Origin of the sequence: Nonomuraea sp. NPDC049504 (assembly GCF_040676845.1) — a bacterium.
Classification (GTDB): Bacteria; Actinomycetota; Actinomycetes; order Streptosporangiales; family Streptosporangiaceae; genus Nonomuraea; species Nonomuraea salmonea.
The window spans coordinates 18362-44710 of sequence record NZ_JBFAPT010000043.1; the positions used below are offsets into that span (position 1 = coordinate 18362).

Below are 26349 nucleotides of genomic sequence, written 5' to 3' on the forward strand. Positions count from 1 at the left end.
GGCCAACGAGACCGGGCCTGCCCGGGTTCCGGGTTCAGGGGCGACTCAGGGACATCTCAGGGACGAAAGAACGGGGCCCGGCGCGTGCCGGACCCCGTTCGGGAAGGATCTACTTCTTGGCGCCGTCGGCCAAGTCGCGCTTGCCGAGCGGCTTCTTGAGCTTGACCGTCGTGGTCTTCTCGACGGCCATCATGATGCAGGCCGTGTTCTTCGCCTTGGGGGCGGTGCCCTCGTACAGGGTGACGGTGACCTTCTTGGCGGTCTCCTTCACCTTGACCCGGTCGAGCACCGTGCACGGCTCCACCCCCGACCACCACGTGAGCTGGACCTTCCGGCCCTTGTCGACCGGCTTCGCCTTGGTCCAGCGGACCTTGCGCACGTTGATCGCGTCGCCCCGGGGCTTGACCACCTGGGGCTTCTTCGTGGGCGCCGTGGTCACCGGCTCCGACACGACCGGTGGCCTGCCGGGGGTCGTGGCGGCCACCCGCTGCTGCTCCGGCGACGGCGCGGCGGCGCAGCCCGTCGCGAGCGCGAGACATCCGGCCAGGAGAGTCGCTGTCATAGTCCGCATACCCCTAGGACGGATTCCGCTCCCCAGCGGTTCAAGCGGAGCGGTCCGAGTGATTAGTGTGGATCTCGTGCTCCGTCAGGCCATGCTCGCCCTCTCCAAGAGCCGGCGCGCCGAACGGCTCGTCACCACCTCGCCGCTGACCGCGGACGTGGTCGATCGCTATGTCGCGGACGACGTCGCCCGCGTGGTCGGCGCGCTGACCGGCGAGGGCTTGCTGGTCAGCGTCGACCACCTCGGCGAGGAGGTCACCGACGAGGCCGCGGCGGGGCAGGCCGTCGCCCACTACCTCGCGCTGCTCGACCTGCTGCCCGCGGGGGCCGACGTGTCGGTCAAGCTCACCGCGCTCGGGCTGCGGCTGTCGCAGCGGCTCGCGCTCGAACACGCCGGCGCCATCTGCGCCGCCGCCGCGCAGCGCGACCTCACGGTGACGCTCGACGCCGAGGAGCACGACACGATCGCCGGGCTGCACGCCGTGTACGCCGCGCTGCGCCGCGAGCATCCCGACGTGGGTGTGGTGGTGCAGTCGTACCTGCCCGACTCGCTCGACCGGTGCGAGAAGCTCGGCGGCGCCCGCGTACGGCTGTGCAAGGGGGCCTACACCGCGCCCGGCGCCTACACCAGGCCGGCCGACATCGACCGCTCCTACGTACGGTGCCTGAAAGTCCTCATGTCCGGCACCGGCTACCCCATGGTCGCCACCCACGACCCCAGGCTGATCCGCATCGCCGCCACGCTCGCCGAGCTGGCCGGCCGCGACGCGACCGGCTTCGAGTACCAGATGCTGTACGGCGTGCGCCCCGACGAGCAGCGCCGCCTGGCCGGGCTGGGCGCGCGGGTGCGCGTCTACGTGCCGTACGGCTCCGACTGGTACCCCTACCTCATGCGCCGCCTCGCCGAGCGGCCGAGGAACCTGACGTTCTTCCTGCGTTCGCTGCTGTCGCGGCGGTAGCCGATAGGCTGCGAGACCTGGATCCGCGTCCGTTCCGCACGAGGGGCTCCGAAGATGATCGCGATTCTGGGCACGGGCAAGATGGGCGAGGCCCTGCTGTCCGGGTTGTTGCGCGCCGGGTTCAAGCCGGGCGACATCCTGGCGACCACGCGCAGGGAGGAGCGGGCCCAGGCGCTGCGCGAGACGTACGGCGTGCGCGTCGTGTCCAACTCCGAGGCCGCCAAGGCCGCCGACACGCTCATCCTCGCCGTCAAGCCCCAGGACATGGGCACCCTGCTGGCCGAGATCGCCTCCTACGTGCCGGCGCAGACGCTGGTGATCAGCGCCGCGGCCGGCATCACCACGTCGTTCGTGGAGCAGCGGCTGGGGGTGGAGGTGCCGGTGGTGCGGGTGATGTCCAACACGCCGATCAAGTTCGACGAGGCGATGAGCGTGATCTCGGCGGGGGCGCACGCCGGCGAAGAGCACCTCCAGCTCGCCGAGGGGCTGCTGCGGCCGGTCGGCAAGGTGCTGCGCATCCCCGAGTCGCAGCAGGACGCCGCGACGGCGCTGTCCGGCAGCGGGCCCGCCTACTTCTTCTACCTGGTCGAGGCCATGGTCGACGCGGGCATCCTGCTGGGCATGCCGCGCGCGGCGGCCCTCGACATGGTCACCCAGTCGATCGTGGGGGCGGCGGTGATGCTGCGCGACTCGGGCGAGCACCCGGTCATCCTGCGCGAGGCCGTCACCTCGCCGGGCGGCACGACCATCGCGGCCATCGCGGAGCTGGAGCGCCACAGCGTACGCGCGGCCTTCCTCGCCGCCATCGAGGCCGCCCGCGACCGCGGCCGCGAACTCGCCTCCGGCTGACCTCCGGCGATCAGGTCACATCGACGGTCTCGTGCAGGTGCTGGCGGCGGTTGAAGGCGCCGGCGATGCGGGCGACGGCCGTGCGGGGCAGCAGGCGGGCGGGCCAGGTCATCATCCGGTTGACGGGGCGGCCCGGGTAGGAGACCGGGCGGCGCCTGGCGTAGTCGTCCAGCGTGCGGGCCGCGACGGCGGCCGGGGTGTCGGCCCGGGGGTCGATCGTGGCGGAGGTGCCGTCGAAGAAGCCGGTCGCGATCGCGCCGGGGTGCGCGGCCATGACGTGCACGCCGGTGCCGCGCAGCTCCTCGGCCAGTGCCTCGGTGAAGGAGAGCACGAACGCCTTGGTCGCGGCGTAGCTGGCCTGGTAGGGCATGGGCTGGAAGGCGGCGGTGGACGACACGTTGATGACGCCGCCCGAGCCGCGCGCGACCATCTCGGCCCCGATCGCGTGGGTCAGCGCGAGCAGGCCGCCGACGTTGAGGCTGACCGACCGCAGTTGCGGCCCCAGCGGGCGGTCGAGGAACGGGCCCGCGCTGCCGGCGCCGGCGTTGTTGAGCAGGAGGTCGACGGTCAGGCCGCGGTCGTGCAGTTCGCGCAGGATGCGGTCAGGGCCGTCGGGGGCGGCGAGGTCGCCGACGACCACCTCGGTGTCCTGCCTGCCGTGCCGCTCGTGGAGCTGCGCGGCGAGTTCGCGCAGGTCGCCCTCCGATCGCGCCAGCAGGATCACCCGGGCGCCCCGGCGGGCCAGCTCCATCGCGTACGCCCGCCCCAGCCCCTTGGACGCGCCGGTGACCAGCGCGGTGACGCCTCGATAGCCGTCGCTCATTCGCGCCTCCTTTGTTTCGAGTCTCGAAGTAAAGGTAGCACCATTACTTCGAGACTCGAAACGTCATAGGATGGCGGTCATGTCCGCACACGAGCTCACGGCAGTGGTCACGGCGACCTACGAGATCTGGATGCGGACCAACGCGCTGATCATGGATGCGCTGGCCGGGCACCGGTTGACGCCGGCGACGTTCCAGGCGCTGTGGGCCATCGATCCGGCCGAGCCGCCGCCGTCGATGAAGGTGATGGCGGAGCGGCTGCACTGCAACGCTCCCAACCTGACGTTCATCACCAACCAGCTCACCGAGCGAGGGCTGGTCGAGCGCGCCGTCGATCCGTACGATCGGCGCTCGCGCGTCCTGGTCCTGACCGACCGGGGACGTCAGATCCGCGAGGAGCTGCTTGAGACGACGCTGGAGAAGACTCCGCTGAAGGTGCTGACGGACGCGGAGTTGCGGCAGCTCATGGGGCTGCTGAGCCGCGTCGTCGAGGCTTAGGACGACCGGTCCTGCCGCCCCGGCCGGACGCGGGGGCGGCAGGTCACCGCAGGAACGGTGGTTCTACCACTTGCTGGAGCAGACCGAGATGCGCTTGGTCGAGAAGTTGCCGATCCTGAACGACTTGGTCTTCGGCGCGATCCGGCCGTTGGACAGGCGCTCCAGCTTGAAGGTGCCGGGCCGGCCGCGCCAGTAGCCCGTGCCGGTCGACTTGCGGGCGGAGGACGCGACGCCGGGGCCCTTGAGGGTGATCGTCACATCGCCCACCTTCGAGCAGTTCCAGGTCAGCTTCACCAGCGCGTACGGCGGGGTGGCCGAGGCAGAGGCAGGGGCGATGCCGACGGCCGCCATGGCGAGTCCCGTCGCGAGTGCGCCGGTGAGGACGGAACGCCGGAGAATGCGCAGCATAGTGATCCTTTCCCGTTGATCGCGGCCACCATAGCGGCATCGCAACGGGGGTGTCGTCCTGAAAACCGGCTCTGACCTTTTGGTTTTCACCGAAATAAGGCCGCTTACCTGCTCCTGTCGCGCTACGTGAGGATCCGGCGCCCAGCACCCGGAGCCCCAGGTTCGGCGTGCGCCGGTCGCGCCGGCGCGCAGGGCGGGCCGGATGGATCCGGCCGTCACCCTGCGCGCCGAGTGAGAGGTTCTAGGCGTCGCGCCGCCGCATCAGTACGGCCCCCGCCAGCACCGTCACGGCGATCCACCCGAGATAGACGCCGAACCCGCTCCACGCCCCCAGCGACTCGCTGGACTGCCCGAAGACCACCAGGGACCCGGCGTTGGTGGTGAAGTAGTCGGACACGGTCTGGCCCCACGCGCCCGGGAGCATGTTCGTGAGCTGCGGCAGCACCAGCATCAGCGCGACGGCCGACAGCAGCGCACCCGGCGTGTGCCGGACGAGCGTGCCCAGCCCCAGCCCGAACAGCCCGCACGCGGTCAGGTAGAGCGTGCTGCCGAGGCCCGCGCGTACGGCGTCGCCGATCTCCAGCCCGGCGGGCTGCGTGATGGCCACGCCGATGGCGAGCGCGGCGGCCGAGGAGACCGCGCTGACCACGAGCGCCGTCGCGGTGAACACGACCAGCTTGCCGGTCAGCAGCTTGTACCGCTGAGGCACGGCCATCAGCGACGTCCTGATGCCCCCCGTGCGGTATTCGCTGGAGATCACCAGCACGCCCAGCGTGGCCAGGGCGAGCGTGGCGAAGAGCGCACCGGCGAGGCTCATGGACAGCGCCTCCTCGGCCGGGATCGGCCCGCTGCCGCTGGCGGTGGCGGCGACACCCAGCAACGTGCCGAAGCCGGCCATGAGCAGGAAGGTGACGCCGAGCGTCCACATGGTGGAGCGCACCGAGCGGATCTTGGTCCACTCTGATCGCAGGATGTCGGTCATGACGAGTACTCCAGGCTGTCCTTGGTGAGCTCCATGTACGCGGCTTCGAGCGAGGGCTGCACGAACGTCAGCTCCTCCAGCGGCAGCCCCGCCCGCGCGGTGAGCGTGCCGATCTCGAGGGTGGTCATCGCGGTCACCCGCAGGTGGTCGGGGTGCAGCTCGCCCACCTTGACCAGCTCGGCGACCTCGGCCAGGCGGGGCGAGCGGACCCGGACGTAGCCCTGGGAGCTGCGCCCGATGAACTCCGGCACGCTGGTGTCGGCGATGAGCCGCCCCTTGCCGATCACGATGAGGTGGCCGGCGGTCTGCGCCATCTCGCTCATGAGGTGGCTGGAGACGAACACGGTCCGCCCCTCGGCGGCCAGCCGGCGCATGAAGGTGCGGATCCACAGGATGCCGTCGGGGTCGAGCCCGTTGACCGGCTCGTCGAACAGCAGGATCTCGGGATCGCCCAGCAGCGCCGCGGCGATGCCCAGGCGCTGCGCCATGCCGAGGGAGAACCCGCCGACGCGCCGCTTCGCCACGCCGCTCAGCCCGACGATCTCCAGGACCTCGTCGATGCGGCTCGCGGGGATGCCGTTGCTCTGGGCGATGGCCAGCAGGTGGTTGCGCGCGCTGCGCCCGCCGTGCACGGCCTTGGCGTCCAGCAGCGCGCCGACCTTGCGGAGGGGGTGCTTCAGCTCCGCGTACGGCTTGCCGTCCACGAGCACGGAGCCGCCGGAGGGGTGGTCGAGTCCGAGGATCATGCGCATGGTGGTCGACTTGCCCGCCCCGTTGGGGCCGAGGAAGCCGGTCACCCTGCCGGGCTCGACGTCGAACGACAGGTCGTCGACGGCCACGGTGCCGCCGTAACGCTTGCTCAGGTTGGTTGCCCGAATCGCGGTCATGACTCAAGCGTGCCGTCGCGCGCCCCCGATCACCTCCTGCCCGCGAACCGTTCGCACGGCGGCGTTCTGGGACCCTGGTCCTACTCTCCGGGTCGGACGAGACCCGCCTCGTACGCGGCGATCACCGCCTGCGCCCGGTCCCTGACGCCGATCTTGGCGAACAGGCTCGTCACGTGGTTCTTGACGGTCGAGGGGGAGACGGACAGCTCGGCGGCGATCTCGGTGTTGGAGCGGCCGCGGGCGATCAGCACGAGGATCTCCTGCTCGCGCACGGTCAGCCCGGCCAGCTCGGCGGGGGTGGATCGCGGCGGCGTGGTGCGGACGTACGTGCCGATCAGCCGGGTCAGCAGCCGGGGCGCGACGGCCGACTCGCCGCGGTGCACGACGCGGACGCCCTCGATCAGCTCCTCGGGGGAGACGTCCTTGGGCAGGAAGCCGTCGGCGCCCGCGCGCAGCGCCGCCACCACGTTCTCGTCCAGGTCGAACGTGCTCAGCGCGAGCACCCGCACCTGCGGCAGCTCGGCGGTGATCAGCTCGGTGGCGCGCACGCCGTCCATGCCGGGCATGTGCAGGTCCATGAGCACCACGTGGGGCCGCAGCCGCCGGCTCAGCTCCACCGCCTGCTCGCCGTCGGCCGCCTCGCCGACCACGCCGAGGTCGGGCTGGGCGTCCAGCATCAGCTTGAAGCCCCTGCGCACGAGTGCGTGGTCGTCGGCGAGCAGCACCCTGATCGCGGCCGTCATGCGCTCTCCAGCGGGATGCGGGCGTGCACGCGGAATCCTCCTTCTGGCCTGGGCCCCGTCGAGAGCCGGCCGCCGCACAGGGCCACCCGCTCCGCCATGCCGCCGAGCCCGAAGCCCGGCGGCGTGCCGTCGTTCTTGGCCACGCCGTCGTCGAGCACCTCGACCTCCACGGCCTCCGGATCATAGGTCAGCAGCACGCTGGCCCTGGCGCCGACGGCGTGCTTGCGGGTGTTCGTCAGCGCCTCCTGGACGATCCGGTAGACGGCGTGGTCCACGGCGGCGGGCAACTCGACGGGCTCGCCCGTCACGGTCAGGGTGGCCGGCAGGCCCGCCGACCCCGCCTCCTTGATGAGGGCGGGCAACCGGTCCGTGCCGACCCCCGTCGCCGCGTCCGCGCCCTCCCCGCCCTCGGCCCTCAGCACGTCGAGCAGCCGCCGCATCTCCGACATGGCCTGGCGGGCGGTCTGCTCGGCGCTCTCCAGCGCATCCCTGGTGACCAGCTGCTCGGGCGGCAGCGTGGCCCTGGCGCCGCCGACCAGCGCGTTGATCACGGTGATGTGGTGGGCCACCACGTCGTGCAGCTCCCTGGCGATGCGCCTGCGCTCGGCGCGTACGGCGGCGTCGGCGGCCTCGCGGGTGGTGCGCTCCCTCAGCTCGGTCCTGAGCCGGACGAACTGGCCGGTACCCACGAACACGCCGACCAGGAACAGGGCGCTCAGCCAGCTGTTGACGCCTGGCCTGTCCACCTCCATGGCGACGGCGTACACGGCGAAGGCGGCTCCGGTGGCGATCGCGGTCGGACGGCCTCCCGTGTAGCGGCCCAGGCTGTAGAGCGCGACGGCACTGTGCACGTTCGAGCTGGTCACCAGGCCGGTCGCGATCGAGACGGCGTCCACGACGACCACCGCGCCGGTCGTGAGGAGCGGCCGGTTGCGGCGCATGAGCAGGAACGGCGTGCTCACCAGGTACGCGACGGCGCTCGGCAGCATCTCCGTCATGCCCAGCACGCCCGTCACGAGGCTGATCAGTGCGGGCAGGCACAGCACGATCACCAGCGTGCGGTCGTACACCGTGGGCCGCCGGAAGAACCGCACGATGGTCATGAACGTCCGCGCTAAGCGCACGCTAAGACCCTAAATCACAAGATTCCGAGATCGGCGTGATCTTTCCGGCCGCCTGAGGCCGGGCTACAACCAGCGGTCTGCGCTGCGGTAACGTCGGCGCAAGGCGAGGGCACGCGGCAGAGGGGTTGGCATGAGCCGTTCGGCACGGGTGATCTGGGACGACGCTCTGACCACCTACGACTTCGGCCCGAGCCATCCGCTGGCCCCCGTGCGCGTCGAGCTCACCATGGCGCTGGCCCGCGAGATGGGCGTGCTCGACAAGGTCGAGCTGGCCGGCTGCGTCCCGGCGAGCGACGACGAGCTGGCGCTGGTCCACCACCGCGGCTACATCGAGGCCGTCAAGCGCGTCTCCGCCTCCGGCCTGCCCGACATGAGCGCCGGGCTCGGCACCACCGACAACCCGGCCTTCGCGGGCGTCCACGAGGCCAGCGCGCTCATCGCCGGCGCCTCGCTGGCCGCCGCCCGCTCGGTCTGGGAGGGCACCGCCGAGCACGCCGTCAACGTCGCGGGCGGGCTGCACCACGCGATGCCGGCCCTGGCGAGCGGCTTCTGCGTCTACAACGACCCCGCGCTGGCGATCGCGTGGCTGCTGGAGCAGGGAGTGGGGCGCGTCGCGTACGTGGACGTCGACGTCCATCACGGCGACGGCGTACAGACGGTCTTCTACGACGACCCCAGGGTGCTGACGATCAGCCTGCACGAGAGCCCGCGCACGCTGTTCCCCGGCACCGGCTTCCCGCACGAGACCGGCGCCGACGGCACGGCGGTCAACGTCGCGCTGCCCGCCGGCACCGGCGACGCGGGCTGGCTGCGGGCCTTCCACGCGGTGGTGCCGCCGCTGCTGCACGAGTTCGGGCCGGAGATCCTGGTGACCCAGCACGGCTGCGACAGCCACGCGCTCGACCCCCTCGCCAACCTGATGCTGAGCGTCGACGGCCAGCGGGCCGCCTACGAGGCCCTGCACCGCCTGGCCCACGAGACGGCGGGCGGGCGCTGGATCGCGACCGGCGGTGGCGGCTACGAGCTGGTGCAGGTGGTGCCGCGGGTGTGGACGCACCTGATGGCCGAGCTGGCCGGGCATCCGATCGATCCGGCCACGCCGACGCCCGAGGAGTGGCGCAGGTTCGTCCGCGAGCGTACGGGGGAGACACCACCCCTCACCATGACAGACGGCCGCCATCCGGAATTCAGCGACCTATCTGGTGGTTATGATCCTGCGGACCCCATTGACCGTGCGGTCATGGCGACCCGGCAAGCGGTGTTCCCCCTGCACGGCCTCGATCCGATGCCCTGACGAGGAATGAAGCAGTGCTGAGCCGCGACGAACTTAGAGATCACCTTGTTCACAGCCGCATCGCCGGCGATGTCGCGACCTCTCGCGAGAACAACCTCGACCACTACAGCTCGCTGGCCAACGGCGACCCCTACTACGCGCTCGGCCTGACCTTCGACCAGCCGTGGTCCTACCGCGACATCCTGGCCCTCATGGCCAAGTCCGCGGGCGTCGTCGCCGACCCCGACCACCGCTACGGCCAGGACACCATCGACCCTGACCTGACCATCGACGCGCTCGACGCGATGGCCGAGCGCATCGCCGCCGTGCTGGCGCGGCCCGAGCCCCGCATCCTGTTCGCCACCGGACACCCCACGGGCCTGCTCGCCGTGCACCTGCCGCTGGCCGCCTTCTGCGTGGCCCACGGCGCGCGGCTGCTGACCCCCGGGGAGGGCTGGTCGTACGCGGGCTCCGGCTTCGGCCGGCCGCGCAGGATCCGCTACCTCCAGGACGTCGCGATGCTCGACGACAGGGGCGCGCTGGTGCACACCCACGACGCGATCCCGATGCGCCACATGCTGGACGAGCTGGGCGGCGACCTGCCCGACCTGGTGATCGCCGACCACGGCTGGGCCGGAGCGGCGGGCGAGGCGGGCGTGCCGACGGTGGCCTTCGCCGACTGCAACGACCCCGGGCTGTTCCTCGGGGAGGCGGAGGGCAAGCTTGAGGTGGTCGTGCCACTTGACGACAACGTGCTACCCCGCTATTACTCTCCGTTGACGGAGCGGCTAGTCACAGAAGTCTCACGAGCCCTTTGAGTCGATAACGGCCCTCCCCATACCGTCTTTTCGCGCCTGCATTCCAAGGGGCTCGCTGTCCCTTTGCCAACTTTTGGCAGGGCTCCGGCGACTCTTATGTGTGGCAGCTTGGACAGCTCCAGCGTCCAGGCGAGGTGCTTGGCCAGGCGGTTGGCCAGCGATTTCGCTGGTTCGGCTGACAGGTGGCTCCGTCGGCTGGAAAAATAGGGGGTTTGCGCACTCGGAGTCCCGACTTACGCTGACGGCAGTACACGTGCGTGAGCAATGGCACCAGTGGGGATAACCCGGAAACACGTGCGGAAGAGGCGTCCGATGGGTGCAGGCGAAAGACCTCTCAGCGAGGTGAAGTTCCTGACCGTGGCAGAAGTGGCGACGGTCATGAGGGTGTCCAAGATGACGGTGTACCGGCTCGTCCACTCCGGCGAGCTGCCGGCCATCCGAGTCGGCCGCTCGTTCAGGGTGCCTGAGCAGGCGGTACACGATTATCTCCGGGAGGCCTACATCGAGGCAGGATGACGTAGCGACACGCCCGAACGTGTCGTGAGTGTGTCGCGGGAGAGGCCCGGCCGCCCGCTGGTACGGCCGGGCGCTCACCCCCCGAGGGGCGATCTACCGTGGATCGCCGGTAGTCTGTGAGCCGGTGTGCGCTCGCACTCCGATTCAAACGTGCTATCAGTACCTGGGGGTCCCGTGGGCTCTGTGATCAAGAAGCGCCGCAAGCGGATGGCTAAGAAGAAGCACCGTAAGCTGCTCAAGAAGACGCGCATCCAGCGGCGCAACAAGAAGTAACCGACGCAGCTGCGAGGCGCTGATGACCCACACCGTGCTTGTCACCGGGGTCTCGCGCCACATCGGCGCCCGGGTGGCGAGCGTTCTGGCGGCGGACCCGGACATCAGCCGTGTCATCGGAGTGGACACCGTGCCGCCCCCCTCGCTCACGCGAGACGGCGGCATCTCACTCGGCCGGACCGAGTTCGTCCGGGTGGATCTGCGCAGCCCCGACATCGCCCAGGTGATCGCGGCCGCGGACATCGACACCGTTGTGCACATGAGCCTGGTCAGCGCTCCCTCACGCAATGGGGGCAGGGCTGCCATGAAAGAGCACAACGTCATCGGCACCATGCAGTTGCTCGGTGCCTGCCAGCGGTCGGCGACCGTGCGGCGCGTGGTGGTGCGATCCACCACCGCCGTCTACGGCTCGTCTCCCCGCGATCCGGCGGTGTTCACCGAGGACCTGGAGCCGCATGACGGCCCCGTCCACGGCTATGCCAAGGACGCGGCCGAGGTCGAGGGCTACGTTCGCGGTTTCGCGCGGCGGCGTCCCGACGTCACCGTGTCGCTGCTGCGCTTCGCCAACTTCATGGGCCCAGGCGTCGACTCGCCGCTGACGCGTTACTTCACCCAGCCGGTGCTGCCGAGCGTGCTCGGCTTCGACCCGCGGCTGCAGTTCGTCCACGAGGACGACGCGGTCGAGGTGCTGCGCCGGATGGCGACCGAGGATCACCCCGGCACGTACAACGTGGCCGGGGCAGGCGTGTTGCTGCTGTCGCAGTGCGCGCGCCGGGCGGGGCGGCCCTCGCTGCCGCTGATCTCGCCCGCCTTCACCGTGCTCGGCGGTGCCGCGCGCCGGCTCGGCCTGGTCGAATACTCGCCCGAGCAGCTGCGGCTGATGAGCCACGGCCGCGCGGTCGACATCGCCCACCTGGAGGCCGAGCTGGGCTGGAAGCCCAAGTTCAGCACCGGTGCGGCGTTCGACGACTTCCTGCGCTCGCGCGGGCTGCGTCCGCTGGGAAGTTTCCGCGCATGAGCGTTCCGCGCCCAGCGCCAGATGAGGAAGGCCGGGTGATCCCCATCACCGCGGCGCCGTCGTACGACGAGCCCGACCCCGTGGCCAAGGCGCTCGCCTTCATCAGGCGGCGGGTCACCGGCGACTACGAGGTCGACGAGTTCGGCTACGACGCCGAGCTGACCGACAAGGTCGTGCTCGAGCTGCTCAGGCCGCTCTACCGCCACTGGTTCAGGGTCGAGACGCTCGAGCTGAAGAACATCCCCGACGACAGCGGCGCGCTCATCGTGGCCAACCACTCGGGCACGCTGCCCGTTGACGCGCTGATGCTGCAGGTGGCGCTGCACGACGAGGCGGCCAGGCCGCTGCGGCTGCTCGGCGCCGACCTGGTCTACCAGCTTCCGCTGCTCAGCCATCTGGCCCGCAAGACCGGCCACACGCTGGCCTGCCGCGAGGACGCCGACCGGCTGCTGCGCAAGGGCGAGCTGGTCGGGGTGTTCCCCGAGGGCTTCAAGGGCGTCGGCAAGCCCTTCTCCGAGCGCTACAAGTTGCAGCGCTTCGGCCGCGGCGGCTTCGTGGCCTCCGCGATCCGCGCGGGCGTGCCGATCGTGCCCACCGCGATCGTCGGCGCCGAGGAGATCTACCCCAAGATCGGCGACCTCAAGTCGCTGGCCCGGCTGCTGGGGCTGCCCTATCTGCCGATCACCCCGTTCTTCCCGCTGCTCGGGCCGCTCGGCCTGGTGCCGCTGCCGTCGAAGTGGATGATCGAGTTCGGGGAGCCGATCCGCACCGACGAGTACGACCCGTCGGCCGCCGACGACCCCATGCTGGTCTTCAACATCACCGACCACGTGCGCGAGGTCATCCAGCAGCTGCTCAACGAGCTGCGCCTGCGCAGGGGACACGCCTTTCCCCCGCTCCTCTGACGCCGCCGGCGCGACGATCCCTGAACCCTGACGGCGGGTTGTGGCAAGACATCCGTGACCCATTCCCCGCAGAAGGGCGGAGATGATCACGCAACCCGCCGTCAGGGGTGCGGACGCCGAACTCGTGAGCGCCTCGCTGACAGAACCCGAGGTGTTCGCCGAGCTCTTCGACCGCTACTCCGCGATGCTCTTCAGATACGCCTCCAGACGCCTCGGCCCCGAACCCGCCGAGGACCTCGTCGGCGAGACGTTCCTGGTCGCCTTCTCCCGCAGGAAGAGCTACGACCTGGCCTACCCGGACGCCAGGCCGTGGCTCTTCGGCATCCTCACCAAGCTCATCTCCCGCCACCACCGCACGGAGGCGGCCCGCTACCGTGCGCTCCTGCGCGCCCCCGTCGACCACGAGGTGGAGTCGCCCGCCGACCGGGTGGCGGCCGGGGTGTCCGCCCGTGCCGTCCGCGCGGAGCTGGCCGGCGCCCTGGCCGCGCTGCCCGCCAGGGACCGCGACGTGCTGCTGCTGATCGCCTGGGGCGACCTCACGTACGAGGAGGCCGCGCGAGCGCTCGGCATCCCTGTCGGAACCGTGCGCTCCCGCCTCAACAGGGGCAGGCGGAAGGTACGCACGGCGCTCGGCGACACCAACCCCCTGGAGGAGGAGTGACGATGGACGACCTGAAGCTGCTCCGCGACCTCGGGGCCGAGCTGGAGCACCAGCCACCCGCCACCCTGGTCCGCCACCGCACGGGCTTCCTGCGCGGCCGTCCCCGGCGCAGGTGGCCGACGGCCGCGCTGGTCGCCGCGGGCACGGCCGCCGTCGTGGCGGTGACGACGGCGTTCATCACCGGCTTCCCCGTGGCCGCGCCGTCCGCGGGCGGGCGGGTGGACATGAGCGGCGCCATGAACGTGCTGCTGATCGGCTCCGACACCCGGGACGGTCCTGGCAACGCGAAGTACGGGCCGCAGTCGCGGGGCTCGGGCCAGCGCTCCGACACCATCATCATCGTCCACCTGCCGGCCGACAGGGGCAGGGCCACCGTGGTCAGCGTCCCGCGCGACTCGATGGTGCGGGTTCCGTGCGGGTCGGCGCCGGATCGGGTCACCATGATCAATTCCGCGTACGACGACGGTGGCGCCACGTGCCTCAGGTCGACGCTGGAGAAGCTGACGGGGCTGCGCCTGGACCACACGGTCGAGGTGGACTTCGCCGGCTTCGAGACCATGGTGGACGCGCTCGGCGGCGTGCGGATCAAGGTGCCGAGGCCCGTGGACGACCGCGCCTCGAAGCTCAGGCTGCCCGCGGGCGAGCAACTGCTCGACGGCGAGAAGGCGCTCGGCTACGCCCGGCTGCGTCACTACGGCGACGGCTCGGACGTCGCGCGGATCAAGCGGCAGCAGGGGCTCGCGCGGGCCATGCTGGACAAGGCCCAGCGGCAGCTCGTCTCCGATCCCGCCGAGCTCAGAGTTTTCCTGTCGGCGGTGCGCGGGGCGGTGAAGACGGATCTCGGCGTCGAGGAGATGTACGAGCTGGCCACCCAGCTCGCCAGGACCACGATGACCACGGTGTCGGTGCCCTCGGAGCCCTATCCGCAGGACCCGAACCGGCTCCGGTGGAAGCAGCCGGAGGCGGCCAGGCTGTTCGGCACGCTGCAGTGAGTCAGCTGCAGTGAGTCAGCCTGGAGTGAGTCAGCCTGGAGTGAGTCGGCTGCGGTGATTCAGGGGCGGCCGCGGTAGAGGCGGCGCAGGGCGATGCCCGCCGCGACGCCGCCCGCGACCGCGCCCACGCCGGCCGCGAACGGCAGCGCCGTCATCGTGGCCTTGCGCCCGGTGCGGAAGTCCTTGACCGGCCAGTCGTGCTTGCGCGCGTATTCGCGCAGCTCGCTGTCGGGGTTGATGGCCACCGCGTTGCCGACCAGCGACAACATCGGCAGGTCGTTGGCCGAGTCGCTGTAGGCGGTGCAGAGGCTGAGGTCGAGGCCCTCCCTGCGGGCCAGGGCGCGCACCGCCTCGGCCTTGGCCGGGCCGTGGAGCAGGTCGCCGACCAGCCGGCCGGTGTAGACGCCGTTGCTGGTCTCGGCGACCGTGCCGAGCGCGCCGGTCAGGCCGAGCCGCTGGGCGATGACCCTGGCCAGCTCGATGGGGGTGGCGGTGACCAGCCAGACGCGCTGGCCGGCGTCGAGGTGGCTCTGGGCGAGCGCGCGGGTGCCGCCCCAGATGCGGTCTGCCATGACCTCGTCGTAGATCTCCTCGCCGAGGCGTACGACGTCGTCGACCTTGGCGCCCGCGACGAACGCCAGCGCGGTCTCCCTGGCCACCGCGATGTGCTCGGGGTTCTCGTTGCCGCGCAGCCGGAAGACGGCCTGCCCGACGGCGAACTTGACCAGGTCGGAGGTGGTGAACAGGCCGCGCGTGGCCAGTCCGCGGGCGAAGTGGTAGATCGACGCGCCGCGCATCATGGTGTTGTCGACGTCGAAGAAGGCCGCGGACTCGAGATCGGGCTGGGCAGGCGCGACGGTCACCGCCGCCTGTGCGGCCACCTCACCTGCGACCTCCGGCCGCACTTCCTGTCGTCGTCGCTTGAGCCGCCACATGGGCTTCAGCTTAGCTACCTACTCGGGGGCGGCCAGACCTTCGATGTAGCTGAGGTACCCCTCCGCCTGGGCCAGTTGATCCTCGTCGAGCTGCTGAAGCATCGGCTTGACGGCCTCCTTCTGGTCCCGCGCGAATTTCTTGATCTTCGGCGAGCGCGGCTCCGCGCGTTCGAGCCGGCTGATGCCCGCGCGGGTGGACTCCTCCATGTCCTTGAGCGTCTCGTCCACGAGCGGGCCGTCGACCGACGAGCCGAGGAGGGTGGCGACCTCCTTGGCGCGCGCCTTGGCCGAGTCGAGCTCGCGCGCGGCGCGTTCCGCGTCGTCGGACGTGAGGCGGACGAGCGTGGTCTCCGCGGCGCGCTTGAGGGGGTAGAGCGAGTCGCCGGGCACCGCGCGGTAGGTGGCGAAGGAGGACACCATGAGCGCGGCCACCAGGCCCACGGTGGCGAGCTGGGACAGCAGGGGCCGCCCTCTGGACCGGCGGCGGCGTCCGCGCCGGCCCAGGAGGCCGCCCAGGAGCGGCTGCGGCCTCCGGGTGGCCCGCTTCTCGGGCGCGTCGGGTTCGGCGGCGGTCAGGGCGCCCGACATCAGCTCGGCGCGCAGCCGTTCCTTGAACGCGGGCTCGGGCAGGCCGCCGAGCGGCAGCTCGCTCAGCTCGGTGAGGTGCACGAGCACGCGTACCCGCCGCTCGCGCGCGCCCCTCATGACGGCTCTCCCACCGACACGGTCATGACACCTGGTCTAACGAGGGGCCGATGACGGAGGTTACGCCAGGTCGTGCTTGAGAGCCCTGGCCAGCGCGCGGACGGCACGGAACTGCAGCGCTTTGATCGCTCCACTCTTCTTCCCCATGATCAGCGCGGTTTCCGCGAGCGAGAGGCCGTGCAGGAAGCGCAGGACGACGCATTCCTGTTGTTCGGGATTGAGATCTCGTACGGCACGCAGCACCCGATCGTTGATGATGGCCGTGACCACGGCGTTCTCGGGAATGTGGGAGCCGTCGAGCGGAACGTCGATCACCTCGCCCGTGGGGATCTCCAGCCGGTAGCGCCCCGACTTGAAATGGTCGGTCACCAGGTTTCTCGCGATCGTCACGAGCCAGGCTCCGAAGTCGCGCCCCTGCCAGGTGAAGTCGCCGATCCTGCGCAGCGCGCGCAGGAAGGTCTCGCTGGTGAGGTCCTCCGCCAGCGGGTGCGAGCCCACCCGGAAGTAGATGTAGCGGTAGACCAGGTCGACATAACGGTCGTAGAGCGTGCCAAAGGATTGCGTGCATCCGTTCTTGGCGTGCATCACCAGCGTACGGAGGTCGTCGGGCACGTCTTCGCGCACGGCGAGCTCGCCCGTCCGGGCAGGGCCGGCCACAGCTGGCGCCAGCAGCCCGGCGAACGGCGACGAGTCAGGCATCCGGTATCCCTAGGGGTAAGGGGTGCGGCGTGCTCGAACACTCTAGAAATCAACCGGAAAATCCACAATCCACGGAAGTCATGCATGACTAGGCGTAATCGGCCTATACCGTGGTGGACCGACCCGTTCCCTCTTCGGCTACCGGCTGGGAGGCATCGTCCGGCAGCATTGGAGTCACCATGGAGATCCTCGTTGCTGTCATAGCTCTCGCCGGTGCGATCCTGTCCGCGATCGCCGCGGCCGCCCTGATCCAACGCCTGCGCGACGAGCCTGAGGGATGGTTGGTCGCCTGGACCGTTGCAGTCGCCGGGCTCTGCCTGTCACTCGCCGTGATCGCACTCGGGTCCTTCATGGGCTTCGGCTCCGTCACGTTCCGGATCTACCAGGTGACGGGATCGATGCTGGCGCCCCTGTGGCTGGCCGTCGGGCTCGTGCAGCTGCTGGCCGAGAAGGTGCCGCCGAGGTTCCTCGCGTGGCTGCTCGGCATCGCCCTGACCGTCGTCGCCACCGTCATCATGGTCTGGGACCCGCTGAAGACCGACGACATGGGCAAGTCGCTGCCCACCGCCGCGGCCCACTGGAACATCGTCCCCGGCTACCTGCTCACCGGCGTGCACGCCGTCGCCGTGCTGATCATGCTGGCGATGCTGGTCGTGGCCGGGCTGCGCTGGCGCAACGGTGACGAGTACGACACCGACAACCTCCACGCCACCGTGGTCATCGTGCCGTCGGGGCTGGCGCTGGTGGGCGCGATGCGCTTCTCCGTGCCGGCCCTGTTCACCACCGCGCTGCTCGCCGTCGCGGGGGCGGCGGTCTGGTACACCGTGCTGCGGCCGCTGGCGCCGTACGAGGACGACGACGAGGACGACTTCGACGACCACGACGACCGCGACGAGCGGGCGGCGCGCCGCGACGAGCGGGCCCAGCGCCGCGAGGAGTTCGCCGCGCGCCGCGCCGATCGCGCGCTGGCCGGAGAGGACGGTCCCGACGAGCGCCCGATGTTCCGCGACGAGGTGCCGGGGCACCACGGCATGCCGGAGCCGGTGCCGGCCGCCGACCTGCCGCCGCAGCCGCCGCGCAGGTCGTCGGGGCTCGGCGACCTGGTGGCCGAATATCGTGCGGGCGACCGCGAGGTCGACTACGCCTCCCGCATGGCGCCGCCGTCGCCCGACGACGGCCCCTCCACCGGCTACATCATGAACGGCGCACCGCCCCAGCGCCCCGACTACAACCTGGCGCCGCCGGCGCCCGCCACCGGCGCGGTCTTCCCCGGCGCCGACCTGTTCTCGCCCGCCCAGCAGCAGGGCGGCTCGGGCAAGCTCTCGCCGACGATCTACGGCATGCTCACCGTCTTCACGCTCATGGACGGCGCGGGCGACGCCTTCGACCGGCTGGCCGAGGCCACGGTCGAGGCCGTGCGCAGGGGCGAGCCCGACACGCTCGTCTACGCCTGCCACTCCGTGAAGTCGGCCCCGCTGCAGCGCATCGTCTACGAGCTCTATCGCGACGAGGTGGCCTACCGCGACCACCTGCGCCAGCCGCACGTCGAGCGGTTCGTCAACGACCGTCAGGCGATGGTGCTGGCCACCAACGTGATCGAGCTCGACGTCAACGCCGCCAAGGTGGTGCCGCTGCCCACCGTCATGTACTGAGCCGTCACGTGCTGAGCCGTCACGTGCTGAGCCGTCACGTGCTGAGCCGTCACGTGCTGAGGGCCGCGCGCAGCCTCGCCTCATCGACCCGCCAGAAGTCGTGCTGCACGCCGTCGATCAGCGTGACCGGGATCATCTCCCAGTATTTCTCCTTGAGCTCGTCGGAGGAGTCGATGCTGACCTCCTCCCACGGGACGCCGAGCTCGCCCGCGACCCTGGCGATGATCTCGCGGGCGTCGTCACAGAGGTGACAGCCGGGTTTGCCGAGCAAGGTGATGCGGTGCATGACGCAACCGTACCCCTGCTGACTTTGTGCATCGGTTCACAAAGGGATTAACCTGAAAGACGGTCCCATTCCGATCACGCGGTCCCCAAGCCGCCCGTTCCCTGGAGCACCGGCACGTGAAGAGCCCGTCCCAGCCCCGTGACCGCGGCATCCCCGAGGCGACGGTCGCCAGGCTGCCGCTTTACCTCAGGGCGCTGCACGGGATGGCCGAGCGGGGCATCGCCACCGTCAGCTCGGAAGACCTGGCGGGCGCGGCAGGGGTCAACTCCGCCAAGCTCCGCAAGGACCTCTCGCACCTCGGCTCCTACGGCACCCGCGGCGTAGGCTATGAGGTCGAATACCTCGTCTATCAGATCTCCCGTGAGCTCGGTCTGACCCAAGACTGGGCCGTCGCGATCGTCGGAGTCGGCAACCTCGGGCGCGCGCTCGCCAACTACGGCGGTTTCGTCTCCCGGGGCTTCCGGGTCGCGGCGCTCATCGACGCCGACCCCGAAATCGTGGGCGACACCATCGCGGGGTTGAATGTTGAACACATCGACGAACTGGAAGCCGTGATCAAACGGCGTGGAGTCTCGATCGTGGTACTGGCGATACCGGCGGCAGCGGCGCAGCAGGTGTGCGATCGCGTGGTCGCCGTGGGCGTGACCAGCATCCTCAATTTCGCGCCGGTCGTACTCTCTGTGCCGGAAAGCGTCGATGTCCGTAAAGTCGACCTATCAATCGAACTGCAGATTCTCGCGTTCCACGAGCAACGCAAGGCTGGGGGGCCACTCATGGCGGTGGACGGTCAATGAGTGTTCTGGCTGTCGGGCTCAGCCACCGGACCGCACCGGTGGGCCTGCTCGAGCGCGTCTCCGTCAGCGGTGACGCCCTCGTCAAGCTCCTGCACGACGTTCAGCACGATCCGTGCGTGGCGGAGGCCATGGTGGTCTCGACCTGCAACAGGGTCGAGGTCTACGTCACGGTCGACCGCTTCCACGCGGCCGTCACGTCGATCAGCGAGCTGCTCGGCGTGCACTCGGGCGTCCCGGTGGACGAGCTCATCCCGCACCTCTACGTCCACTACGAGGAGCGGGCGGTCGAGCACCTGTTCTCCGTGGTGTGCGGCCTCGACTCCATGGTCGTCGGCGAGCAGCAGATACTCGGGCAGGTCCGTCAGGCGCTCAAGCTGGCCCAGCGCCAGGGCACGGTCGGCGCCACGCTCAACGACCTGGTGCAGCAGGCGCTGCGGGTGGGCAAGCGCGCCCACCACGACACCGGCATCGACAAGCACGGCGCCTCCCTCGTCACCGCCGGGCTCGCGCTGGCGGGCGAGCTGCCGGGGCGGCGGGCGCTGGTGATCGGCGCCGGCTCCATGAGCTCGCTGGCCGCCGCGACGCTGGCGCGCGCCGGGGTCACCGACATCGTCGTGGCCAACCGCACGTACGAGCGGGGCGCCAGGCTCGCCGCCACCGTCGGCGGCCGGGCGGTCGGATTCGCCGCCGTGCCGGAAGAGGTGGCCGCGGCCGACATCGTGATCACCTGCACCGGCGCGGGCCGGCACATCGTCACGCCGGATATGCTGGGCAAACCGGTGTTCCTGCTGGACCTGGCGCTGCCGCACGACATCGACCCGGCCGTGCGCGGAGTGCCGGGTGTCACGCTGGTCGACCTGGAGACCATCCAGGAGTCCGGCATCGGCTCCCGCGAGGGCGACGCGGTGCCCACCGTGCGCCGTCTGGTGGCCGAGGAGCTGCGCGCCTACCTCGACGCCGAGCGGGCCTCCAGGGTCACGCCGACCGTGGTGGCGCTGCGCAGCAAGGCGGCCGGCGTCGTCGAGTCGGAGCTGGGCCGCCTGCTGATGCGGGTGCCCGACCTCGACGAGCGGGCGCGCGACGAGGTCGCCATGACCGTCCAGCGGGTGGTGGACAAACTGCTCCACGAGCCGACTGTGCGTGTCAAGCAGCTCGCCACCTGCCCAGGAGGCGATCATTATGCGGAAGCCCTGCGCGAATTGTTCAACCTGGATCCGAAGATGCCCGAGGCCGTGAGGGAGGTGGAGCTGTGACGAGGCCCGCTCTGCGGCTCGGCACCCGGCGCAGCCTTCTCGCGACCACGCAGTCCCAGATGGTGGCCGACGCCTACACCGCGCGCACCGGAGGGCCCGTCGAGCTGGTCGGCATCACCACGTACGGCGACGTCACCAAGGCCCATCTGGCGCAGCTCGGCGGCACCGGCGTGTTCGTCAGCGCGCTGCGCGACGAGCTGCTCGACGGCGAGATCGACTTCGCCGTCCACTCGCTGAAGGACCTGCCGACCGCCCAGGACCCGCGCTTCACGCTGGCCGCGCTGCCGGCCCGCCACGACCACCGCGACGCCCTCGTCGGCCCGCACAAGTTCGCCGACCTCGCGCCCGGCGCCAGGGTCGGCACCGGCTCGCCGCGCCGCGTCGCCATGCTCAGCGCCCTGCGCCCCGACCTCGAATACGTGCCGATCCGCGGCAACGCCGACACGCGCATCGGCAAGGTCACCTCGGGCGAGCTCGACGCGATCGTGCTCGCCGCCGCCGGCCTCGGCAGGATCGGCAGGGACGCCGAGATCGCGCAGATCTTCGAGACCGACGAGCTGCTGCCCGCCCCGGGCCAGGGCGCGCTGGCCGTGGAGTGCCGCACCGACAGGACCGACATCGTCGAGGCCCTGTCCGTGCTCGACGACCCCGCCACCCGCTCGGCCGTGACCGCGGAACGCGCCCTGCTCAACGCCCTCGAAGCCGGATGCTCGGCTCCGGTGGGTGCTTTCGCGTTCGATGACGGGCACACTCTGAACCTGACCGCTGTTGTCGTCTCCATCGACGGCCGCGAAGCGGTCCGCAAGTCCGCCGCCGGCTCTCCTTCGGAGGCAGCGAACCTGGGCCGCCTCCTCGCGGCCGAGATGATCGCCGAAGGGGCCGACAGATTGATGGGGGAGCATTCCCATTGAGCTCCGATAGTCCAACCTCCGGTTTCGTCGCGTTCGTGGGCGCGGGTCCCGGCGATCCCAACCTGCTCACGCTCCGCGCCGCCGAGCTGCTCGGCAAGGCCGACGCGGTGGTGCTCGACGCCGAGACCCAGACCCCGCTGCTGCACCACTGCCGCGAGGGCGTCGAGGTCGCCGAGGGCGACTTCGTGCAGCGCGCCGCGCGCGGCCAGCTCGTGGTGCGCCTGTGCGCGGGCGACCCCATGCTGTTCTCCTCGATCAGCGAGGAGGTCGCGGCCTGTGTCGCCGCGGAGGTGGACTTCGAGATCGTGCCAGGCGTGCCGCCCGCGACCGCCGTGCTCACCTACGCCGGCATCCCGCCGGCGAGCGCCGTGCCCGAGTTCAGGGTCGTCGACGCCGCCCAGGAGCAGGACTGGTCCGTGCACGCCGGCTGCAAGGGCACGCTGGTCATCTACAACGGCGTCGCCGACGCGGTGCCCATCGGCAAGGCGCTGATCTCCGGCGGCAAGCCCGACACCACGCCCGTCGCGGTCAGCAGCGGCGGCACCACCACCGAGCAGTACACCGTGGTGTCCACGCTGGGCCAGCTGCAGGCCGACCTCAAGCACGCCGGGTTCACCGAGCCCGCGCTGATCGTGGTCGGCGAGGCCGTCGCGCAGCGCGACAAGCTGTCGTGGTTCGAGACCAAGCCGCTGTTCGGCTGGCGGGTGCTCGTCCCGCGCACGAAGGAGCAGTCGCGCAGCCTGTCCGAGCAGCTCGTGTCCTACGGCGCGGTGCCCGAGGAGGTGCCGACCATCTCGGTCGAGCCGCCGCGCACCCCGCAGCAGATGGACCGCGCGATCAAGGGCCTGGTCACGGGCCGCTACGAGTGGGTGGCCTTCACCAGCGCCAACGCCGTCAAGGCGGTGCGCGAGAAGTTCGAGGAGTACGGACTCGACGCCCGCGCCTTCGCCGGCCTCAAGGTCGCGGCGGTGGGCGAGGCGACCTCGCAGGCGCTGGTCGAGTTCGGGGTCAAGCCCGACCTGCTGCCGTCGGGCGAGCAGTCGTCGGAGGGGCTGGTGGCCGAGTGGCCGCCCTACGACTCCATGCTCGACCCGATCAACCGGGTGCTGCTGCCCAGGGCCGACATCTCCACCGACACGCTGGTGGCCGGGCTCACCGAGCTGGGCTGGGAGTGCGACGACGTCACCGCCTACCGCACGGTGCGCGCCGCGCCGCCGCCCGCGCCGATCCGCGAGGCCATCAAGGGCGGCGGCTTCGACGCCGTGCTCTTCACCTCGTCCTCGACCGTGCGCAACCTCGTGGGCATCGCCGGCAAGCCCCACAACGTCACCGTGATCGCGGTCATCGGGCCGCAGACGGCCAAGACGGCCGAGGAGTTCGGGCTCCGGGTCGACGTCATGGCCGACAAGCCATCCGCCTCCGCCTTGGCCGCCGCGGTGGCCGAGTTCGGGGCCAAGCAGCGCCAGGCGGCGCTGGCGGCCGGCGACACGCCGCGCCGTCCCTCACAGAACCGCCGTGGCGCGAGGAGGAGAGCCAGATGAGCGCGCAGTTCCCCGTCGCCCGCCCGCGCAGGCTCCGCAACAGCGCGGCGATGCGCCGGATGGTGTCGGGCACCAGGCTCGACCCGGCGGAGCTGATCCTGCCGATGTTCGCCAAGGAGGGCATCTCGGAGCCGCAGCCGGTGGCCTCGATGCCGGGCGTCTTCCAGCACACCCGCGACTCGCTGCGCAAGGCCGCCCGCGAGGCCGCCGAGGCCGGCGTGGGCGGCGTCATCCTGTTCGGCATCCCTGCGGTGAAGGACGCGCGCGGCTCGGCCGCCGACGACCCCGACGGCGTGCTCCAGGTGGCGCTGCGCGACGTGGTGTCGGAGGTCGGCGACGCGCTCGTGGTGATGGCCGACACCTGCCTCGACGAGTTCACCGACCACGGCCACTGCGGCATACTCACGCCGTCGGGCGAGGTCGACAACGACGCCACCCTTGAGCGGTACGCCTCCGTCGCCGTCGCCCAGGTCGAGGCCGGCTCCCAGATGGTGGCGCCGAGCGGCATGATGGACGGCCAGGTGGGCGCCATCAGGAGCGCGCTCGACCAGGCGGGCCACGCCGGCGTGCCGATCCTCTCCTACTCCGTCAAATACGCCTCCGCCTTCTACGGCCCGTTCCGTGACGCCGCCGAGTGCGCGCCGCAGTTCGGCGACCGCAGCACCCACCAGCAGGACCCCGCGGGGCCGCTGGAGGAGGCGCTGCGCGAGGTCAGGCTCGACCTGGCCGAGGGCGCCGACGCCGTCATGGTCAAGCCCGCGGGGGCCTACCTCGACGTCATCGGCCGCGTCCGCGCCGAGGTGGACGTGCCGGTGGCCGCCTACCAGGTCAGCGGCGAATACGCGATGATCGAGGCCGCCGCGGCCAACGGCTGGATCGACCGCGAGCGGACGATCAACGAGTCGCTGGTCGCGATCAAGCGCGCGGGGGCCGACATGATCCTCACGTACTGGGCGACGGAAGTGGCGCGCATGCTCTAACCAAGGGGTTTCCCGTCAACTGCTGGGACCTGTGGGTTAGAGTTGCATGAAAGTGCTGGTGTGTCCCGCGTGTGATGCAGGCGCAAGACCTTTGCTGCCCTGCGGGAGGCCGCCGACAGCGGCCCGCCTACCACCCGGATCCGGGACCTCCTCAGGCGCTGTGACTCGACGGGAGACACCATGGTGGGGGTACCACTGGCTCGGCGTACCAAAAAGCGGTCCCGGCCGACGCGCATCGAGACCGTGCTCGAATACGCCGCCCTGGGCTGGCCCGTGGTGCCCGGCGCCTTCCCGCTGCGTCAGGGGCCGCGTGCGTGCTCCTGTGACCGGCTCGGCTGTCCCGACCCCGGCGCCCATCCGCTCTCGCCCGCCTGGCACATGCAGGCCACGACCGACGCGGCCCAGCTCACGCGCTGGTGGCAGGCCGAGCCCGAGGCCAATGTGATCCTGCCCACGGGCCGCGTGTTCGACGTCTTCGACGTACCGCTCGCCGCCGGCCTGTCCGCGCTCACCCGCATCGACGCCGCCGGGGCACACCCGGGCCCGGTCGCCGCCAACGGCGACCGGGTCTTGTTTTATGTCGCCACCCGCGGCAACCCCGAGGACGAGGACGAGTGGTGGTCCTGCCACCTCGACTGCGACCCGGCCACCATCGACGACACGCCGGGGCTGCGCTGGCACTGCCGCGACAGCTACGTCCTCGCGCCGCCCTCGGCGATGCCGGGCGGGCAGGCCGTCTCCTGGCTGCGCCCGCCCGACGGCAGGCCGCTGCCCGACCCGCTGCGCATCCTGGAGTGGCTGGCCGACTGAGCCGCGTGCCCGCCCGGGGAACCGGCCGCACCTGCGGCTAACCTGGGTCGGGTGAGCCGTACACGTAACTCCGAAGACCTGTTCGCCCGCGCCCGCGACGTCGTCCCGGGAGGCGTCAACTCCCCGGTGCGCGCGTTCGGAGCGGTGGGTGGCACCCCGCGCTTCATGGTCTCCGGGCAGGGCCCCTACATCACCGACGCCGACGGCAACCGCTACGTCGACCTCATCTGCTCCTGGGGGCCGATGATCCTGGGCCACCGCCACCCGGCCGTCGTCGAGGCCGTCTCCGGCGCGGTGGCGGGCGGCTTCTCCTACGGCACGGCCACGCCGGGCGAGGTCGAGCTGGCCGAGGAGATCGTGGCGCGCATCGCGCCGGTCGAGAAGGTACGCCTGGTCAGCTCAGGCACCGAGGCGACGATGAGCGCCGTACGCCTGGCCAGGGGCTTCACCGGCCGGTCCAAGGTGATCAAGTTCGCCGGCTGCTACCACGGCCACGTCGACGCGCTGCTGGCCTCGGCGGGGTCGGGGGTGGCGACGTTCGGGCTGCCCGACACGCCGGGCGTCACGGGGGCGTCGGCGGCCGACACGATCGTGCTGCCGTACAACGACGTCGAGGCCGTCGAGGCGGCGTTCGCGGCGGCCGAGATCGCGTGTGTGATCACCGAGGCGTGCCCGGCGAACATGGGGGTCGTCCCGCCGCGCGACGGCTTCAACGCGCGCCTGCGCGAGCTGTGCACGGCCAACGGCGCGCTGCTCATCGTGGACGAGGTGCTGACCGGCTTCCGCGTCTCGCGCGCCGGCTGGTACGGCATCGACCCGGTCGACGCCGACCTGATGACCTTCGGCAAGGTCATGGGCGGCGGGCTGCCGGCGGCGGCGTTCGGCGGCCGGGCCGACGTCATGGCCCACCTGGCGCCCGAGGGGCCCGTCTACCAGGCGGGCACGCTGTCGGGCAACCCGCTGGCCTGCGCCGCGGGCCTGGCCACGCTGCGGAATCTGGACGACGAGGCGTACCGCCGGCTGGACGCCGCGGCCGCTCTGGTGGGCGACGCCGCCTCTGAGGCGTTGCGCGCGGCGGGGGTGCCGCACCGGCTGCAGCGGGCGGGCAGCCTGTTCTCGGTCTTCTTCACCGACGCCGAGGTGACGAACTTCGACGAGGCGCGGGGTCAGAACACCGCCGCGTACACGGCGTTCTTCCACAGCATGCTCGACCAGGGGGTCTATCTGCCGCCTTCGGCGTACGAGGCGTGGTTCCTGTCGGCCTCCCACGACGACGAGGCGCTGGGCCGCGTCACGGAGGCGCTCCCAGCGGCCGCGAAGGCGGCCGCCGCGATGCTGTGACGGGGGAGTAGGAGCGGATGGGGCGGTCCGGGTGGCCGCCCCTCGTCACGCGCGGGCTCAGCGGCTCGGCTTCTGGTAGCGGATGCGCTGGTCGCGGGCCTGCTCGGCGAGCACCTTGAGGTACGACACGGAGCCGGTCTGCTGCTTCTTCTGC

The 26349-nt window shown here is 71.0% G+C and carries 30 protein-coding genes; 19 read left to right on the plus strand and 11 right to left on the minus strand.

Annotation, left to right across the window (positions count from 1 at the left end; translation table 11 throughout):
- Nucleotides 1-109: 109 nt before the first annotated feature.
- On the minus strand, nucleotides 110-562 hold the full coding sequence (locus AB0K28_RS46955) for a hypothetical protein (protein WP_364383866.1): 453 nt from the start codon (nucleotides 560-562) through the stop codon (nucleotides 110-112).
- Between the two features lie 76 nt (nucleotides 563-638).
- Here AB0K28_RS46955 and AB0K28_RS46960 point away from each other — a divergent pair, with 76 nt between their 5' ends.
- The gene (locus tag AB0K28_RS46960; RefSeq protein WP_364383869.1) at nucleotides 639-1520 is read left to right on the plus strand and encodes a proline dehydrogenase family protein; all 882 of its coding nucleotides are present in this window, start codon (nucleotides 639-641) and stop codon (nucleotides 1518-1520) included.
- 54 nt (nucleotides 1521-1574) lie between these two features.
- The gene (proC, locus tag AB0K28_RS46965; protein WP_364383872.1) at nucleotides 1575-2369 is read left to right on the plus strand and encodes a pyrroline-5-carboxylate reductase; all 795 of its coding nucleotides are present in this window, start codon (nucleotides 1575-1577) and stop codon (nucleotides 2367-2369) included.
- A gap of 10 nt (nucleotides 2370-2379) precedes the next feature.
- Here proC and AB0K28_RS46970 read toward each other — a convergent pair whose 3' ends face one another.
- A complete protein-coding gene (locus tag AB0K28_RS46970) occupies nucleotides 2380-3192 on the minus strand; it encodes an SDR family oxidoreductase (protein ID WP_364383875.1) in 813 nt (270 codons plus the stop codon).
- Between the two features lie 79 nt (nucleotides 3193-3271).
- Between AB0K28_RS46970 and AB0K28_RS46975 the strand changes: the two genes are divergently transcribed.
- A complete protein-coding gene (locus tag AB0K28_RS46975; protein WP_364383878.1) occupies nucleotides 3272-3688 on the plus strand; it encodes a MarR family transcriptional regulator in 417 nt (138 codons plus the stop codon).
- A gap of 63 nt (nucleotides 3689-3751) precedes the next feature.
- On the opposite strand, the gene AB0K28_RS46980 is transcribed toward AB0K28_RS46975, so the two are convergent.
- From AB0K28_RS46980 to AB0K28_RS47000, 5 genes are all read right to left on the minus strand, one after another.
- Entirely contained in the window at nucleotides 3752-4096 is a 345-nt protein-coding gene (locus AB0K28_RS46980; RefSeq protein WP_345394271.1) for a hypothetical protein, read from the minus strand.
- A gap of 241 nt (nucleotides 4097-4337) precedes the next feature.
- Entirely contained in the window at nucleotides 4338-5078 is a 741-nt protein-coding gene (locus AB0K28_RS46985) for an ABC transporter permease subunit (RefSeq protein ID WP_364383881.1), read from the minus strand.
- The gene (locus tag AB0K28_RS46990; protein WP_364383884.1) at nucleotides 5075-5965 is read right to left on the minus strand and encodes an ABC transporter ATP-binding protein; all 891 of its coding nucleotides are present in this window, start codon (nucleotides 5963-5965) and stop codon (nucleotides 5075-5077) included. Before AB0K28_RS46990 ends, AB0K28_RS46985 begins: the two co-directional genes overlap by 4 nt.
- Before the next feature lie 80 nt (nucleotides 5966-6045).
- Nucleotides 6046-6708, minus strand: coding sequence for a response regulator transcription factor (locus AB0K28_RS46995; RefSeq protein ID WP_355415472.1), 663 nt, complete (start codon nucleotides 6706-6708; stop codon nucleotides 6046-6048).
- A complete protein-coding gene (locus AB0K28_RS47000) occupies nucleotides 6705-7832 on the minus strand; it encodes a histidine kinase (RefSeq protein ID WP_364383888.1) in 1128 nt (375 codons plus the stop codon). The genes AB0K28_RS46995 and AB0K28_RS47000 overlap by 4 nt, the downstream gene beginning before the upstream one ends.
- A 130-nt stretch (nucleotides 7833-7962) precedes the next feature.
- Here AB0K28_RS47000 and AB0K28_RS47005 point away from each other — a divergent pair, with 130 nt between their 5' ends.
- The 8 genes from AB0K28_RS47005 to AB0K28_RS47040 all read left to right on the plus strand — a co-directional run bounded on the left by AB0K28_RS47005 (nucleotide 7963) and on the right by AB0K28_RS47040 (nucleotide 14288).
- Entirely contained in the window at nucleotides 7963-9126 is a 1164-nt protein-coding gene (locus AB0K28_RS47005; RefSeq protein WP_364383891.1) for an acetoin utilization protein AcuC, read from the plus strand.
- 14 nt (nucleotides 9127-9140) lie between these two features.
- Complete coding sequence (locus AB0K28_RS47010) at nucleotides 9141-9923, plus strand: phosphatase (RefSeq protein ID WP_345394283.1); 783 nt, start codon at nucleotides 9141-9143, stop codon at nucleotides 9921-9923.
- A 312-nt stretch (nucleotides 9924-10235) separates the two neighbouring features.
- Nucleotides 10236-10439, plus strand: coding sequence for a helix-turn-helix domain-containing protein (locus AB0K28_RS47015; RefSeq protein WP_026214222.1), 204 nt, complete (start codon nucleotides 10236-10238; stop codon nucleotides 10437-10439).
- 174 nt (nucleotides 10440-10613) lie between these two features.
- A complete protein-coding gene (locus AB0K28_RS47020; protein ID WP_018654693.1) occupies nucleotides 10614-10712 on the plus strand; it encodes an AURKAIP1/COX24 domain-containing protein in 99 nt (32 codons plus the stop codon).
- Nucleotides 10713-10734: 22 nt separating this feature from the next.
- Nucleotides 10735-11730, plus strand: a complete 996-nt coding sequence (locus AB0K28_RS47025) for an NAD-dependent epimerase/dehydratase family protein (protein ID WP_364383894.1) — start codon at nucleotides 10735-10737, stop codon at nucleotides 11728-11730.
- A gap of 35 nt (nucleotides 11731-11765) precedes the next feature.
- Nucleotides 11766-12635 carry a lysophospholipid acyltransferase family protein gene (locus AB0K28_RS47030; protein WP_345394289.1) on the plus strand — a complete coding sequence of 290 codons (870 nt, stop codon included), beginning with the start codon at nucleotides 11766-11768 and terminating at the stop codon, nucleotides 12633-12635.
- A gap of 82 nt (nucleotides 12636-12717) precedes the next feature.
- On the plus strand, nucleotides 12718-13296 hold the full coding sequence (locus AB0K28_RS47035) for an RNA polymerase sigma factor (protein ID WP_364383897.1): 579 nt from the start codon (nucleotides 12718-12720) through the stop codon (nucleotides 13294-13296).
- A gap of 2 nt (nucleotides 13297-13298) precedes the next feature.
- A complete protein-coding gene (locus AB0K28_RS47040) occupies nucleotides 13299-14288 on the plus strand; it encodes an LCP family protein (protein WP_364383900.1) in 990 nt (329 codons plus the stop codon).
- 59 nt (nucleotides 14289-14347) lie between these two features.
- On the opposite strand, the gene AB0K28_RS47045 is transcribed toward AB0K28_RS47040, so the two are convergent.
- Genes AB0K28_RS47045 through AB0K28_RS47055 form a run of 3 tightly spaced genes read right to left on the minus strand, consistent with a single transcriptional unit; the run spans nucleotide 14348 to nucleotide 16627 of the window.
- On the minus strand, nucleotides 14348-15223 hold the full coding sequence (locus tag AB0K28_RS47045) for an HAD-IB family hydrolase (protein ID WP_364383903.1): 876 nt from the start codon (nucleotides 15221-15223) through the stop codon (nucleotides 14348-14350).
- A gap of 18 nt (nucleotides 15224-15241) precedes the next feature.
- Nucleotides 15242-15928: a DUF5667 domain-containing protein gene (locus AB0K28_RS47050; RefSeq protein WP_345394292.1), complete on the minus strand. Its 687-nt coding sequence runs from the start codon at nucleotides 15926-15928 to the stop codon at nucleotides 15242-15244.
- Nucleotides 15929-15988: 60 nt separating this feature from the next.
- Complete coding sequence (locus AB0K28_RS47055) at nucleotides 15989-16627, minus strand: sigma-70 family RNA polymerase sigma factor (RefSeq protein WP_355415491.1); 639 nt, start codon at nucleotides 16625-16627, stop codon at nucleotides 15989-15991.
- A 179-nt stretch (nucleotides 16628-16806) separates the two neighbouring features.
- On the opposite strand from AB0K28_RS47055, the gene AB0K28_RS47060 reads away from it, so the two are divergent.
- Nucleotides 16807-18279 carry an antibiotic biosynthesis monooxygenase gene (locus AB0K28_RS47060; RefSeq protein WP_364383908.1) on the plus strand — a complete coding sequence of 491 codons (1473 nt, stop codon included), beginning with the start codon at nucleotides 16807-16809 and terminating at the stop codon, nucleotides 18277-18279.
- A gap of 49 nt (nucleotides 18280-18328) precedes the next feature.
- Here AB0K28_RS47060 and AB0K28_RS47065 read toward each other — a convergent pair whose 3' ends face one another.
- The gene (locus tag AB0K28_RS47065; protein ID WP_345394304.1) at nucleotides 18329-18565 is read right to left on the minus strand and encodes a glutaredoxin family protein; all 237 of its coding nucleotides are present in this window, start codon (nucleotides 18563-18565) and stop codon (nucleotides 18329-18331) included.
- Between the two features lie 116 nt (nucleotides 18566-18681).
- Here AB0K28_RS47065 and AB0K28_RS47070 point away from each other — a divergent pair, with 116 nt between their 5' ends.
- From AB0K28_RS47070 to hemL, 7 genes are all read left to right on the plus strand, one after another.
- On the plus strand, nucleotides 18682-19359 hold the full coding sequence (locus tag AB0K28_RS47070; protein ID WP_355415497.1) for a redox-sensing transcriptional repressor Rex: 678 nt from the start codon (nucleotides 18682-18684) through the stop codon (nucleotides 19357-19359).
- Nucleotides 19356-20612, plus strand: coding sequence for a glutamyl-tRNA reductase (locus tag AB0K28_RS47075; protein ID WP_345394310.1), 1257 nt, complete (start codon nucleotides 19356-19358; stop codon nucleotides 20610-20612). Before AB0K28_RS47070 ends, AB0K28_RS47075 begins: the two co-directional genes overlap by 4 nt.
- Nucleotides 20609-21523, plus strand: a complete 915-nt coding sequence (gene hemC, locus AB0K28_RS47080) for a hydroxymethylbilane synthase (RefSeq protein WP_345394313.1) — start codon at nucleotides 20609-20611, stop codon at nucleotides 21521-21523. The genes AB0K28_RS47075 and hemC overlap by 4 nt, the downstream gene beginning before the upstream one ends.
- A gap of 35 nt (nucleotides 21524-21558) precedes the next feature.
- Complete coding sequence (locus tag AB0K28_RS47085) at nucleotides 21559-23064, plus strand: bifunctional uroporphyrinogen-III C-methyltransferase/uroporphyrinogen-III synthase (protein WP_364383913.1); 1506 nt, start codon at nucleotides 21559-21561, stop codon at nucleotides 23062-23064.
- A complete protein-coding gene (gene hemB, locus AB0K28_RS47090) occupies nucleotides 23061-24044 on the plus strand; it encodes a porphobilinogen synthase (RefSeq protein WP_364383916.1) in 984 nt (327 codons plus the stop codon). The genes AB0K28_RS47085 and hemB overlap by 4 nt, the downstream gene beginning before the upstream one ends.
- Nucleotides 24045-24224: 180 nt before the next feature.
- Nucleotides 24225-24854, plus strand: coding sequence for a bifunctional DNA primase/polymerase (locus AB0K28_RS47095; RefSeq protein WP_364383919.1), 630 nt, complete (start codon nucleotides 24225-24227; stop codon nucleotides 24852-24854).
- Between the two features lie 51 nt (nucleotides 24855-24905).
- On the plus strand, nucleotides 24906-26195 hold the full coding sequence (hemL, locus tag AB0K28_RS47100; RefSeq protein ID WP_364383922.1) for a glutamate-1-semialdehyde 2,1-aminomutase: 1290 nt from the start codon (nucleotides 24906-24908) through the stop codon (nucleotides 26193-26195).
- The last annotated feature ends 154 nt before the right edge of the window (nucleotides 26196-26349 follow it).

Bases quoted from the DNA above. Each gene is read 5' to 3' on its own strand.
- AB0K28_RS47095 (WP_364383919.1), top strand. From the start codon at position 24,225: ATGGTGGGGGTACCACTGGCTCGGCGTACCAAAAAGCGGTCCCGGCCG.
- AB0K28_RS47035 (WP_364383897.1), top strand. From the start codon at position 12,718: ATGATCACGCAACCCGCCGTCAGGGGTGCGGACGCCGAACTCGTGAGC.
- hemB (WP_364383916.1), top strand. From the start codon at position 23,061: ATGAGCGCGCAGTTCCCCGTCGCCCGCCCGCGCAGGCTCCGCAACAGC.
- AB0K28_RS47045 (WP_364383903.1), bottom strand. From the start codon at position 15,223: ATGTGGCGGCTCAAGCGACGACGACAGGAAGTGCGGCCGGAGGTCGCA.
- AB0K28_RS47040 (WP_364383900.1), top strand. From the start codon at position 13,299: ATGGACGACCTGAAGCTGCTCCGCGACCTCGGGGCCGAGCTGGAGCAC.
- AB0K28_RS47075 (WP_345394310.1), top strand. From the start codon at position 19,356: ATGAGTGTTCTGGCTGTCGGGCTCAGCCACCGGACCGCACCGGTGGGC.
- AB0K28_RS46970 (WP_364383875.1), bottom strand. From the start codon at position 3,192: ATGAGCGACGGCTATCGAGGCGTCACCGCGCTGGTCACCGGCGCGTCC.
- AB0K28_RS47050 (WP_345394292.1), bottom strand. From the start codon at position 15,928: ATGAGGGGCGCGCGCGAGCGGCGGGTACGCGTGCTCGTGCACCTCACC.
- AB0K28_RS46985 (WP_364383881.1), bottom strand. From the start codon at position 5,078: ATGACCGACATCCTGCGATCAGAGTGGACCAAGATCCGCTCGGTGCGC.
- AB0K28_RS47005 (WP_364383891.1), top strand. From the start codon at position 7,963: ATGAGCCGTTCGGCACGGGTGATCTGGGACGACGCTCTGACCACCTAC.
- AB0K28_RS47060 (WP_364383908.1), top strand. From the start codon at position 16,807: ATGGAGATCCTCGTTGCTGTCATAGCTCTCGCCGGTGCGATCCTGTCC.
- AB0K28_RS46990 (WP_364383884.1), bottom strand. From the start codon at position 5,965: ATGACCGCGATTCGGGCAACCAACCTGAGCAAGCGTTACGGCGGCACC.
- AB0K28_RS47065 (WP_345394304.1), bottom strand. From the start codon at position 18,565: ATGCACCGCATCACCTTGCTCGGCAAACCCGGCTGTCACCTCTGTGAC.
- AB0K28_RS46995 (WP_355415472.1), bottom strand. From the start codon at position 6,708: ATGACGGCCGCGATCAGGGTGCTGCTCGCCGACGACCACGCACTCGTG.
- AB0K28_RS46975 (WP_364383878.1), top strand. From the start codon at position 3,272: ATGTCCGCACACGAGCTCACGGCAGTGGTCACGGCGACCTACGAGATC.
- AB0K28_RS47015 (WP_026214222.1), top strand. From the start codon at position 10,236: ATGGGTGCAGGCGAAAGACCTCTCAGCGAGGTGAAGTTCCTGACCGTG.
- AB0K28_RS46955 (WP_364383866.1), bottom strand. From the start codon at position 562: ATGACAGCGACTCTCCTGGCCGGATGTCTCGCGCTCGCGACGGGCTGC.
- AB0K28_RS47055 (WP_355415491.1), bottom strand. From the start codon at position 16,627: ATGCCTGACTCGTCGCCGTTCGCCGGGCTGCTGGCGCCAGCTGTGGCC.
- proC (WP_364383872.1), top strand. From the start codon at position 1,575: ATGATCGCGATTCTGGGCACGGGCAAGATGGGCGAGGCCCTGCTGTCC.
- AB0K28_RS47025 (WP_364383894.1), top strand. From the start codon at position 10,735: ATGACCCACACCGTGCTTGTCACCGGGGTCTCGCGCCACATCGGCGCC.
- AB0K28_RS46980 (WP_345394271.1), bottom strand. From the start codon at position 4,096: ATGCTGCGCATTCTCCGGCGTTCCGTCCTCACCGGCGCACTCGCGACG.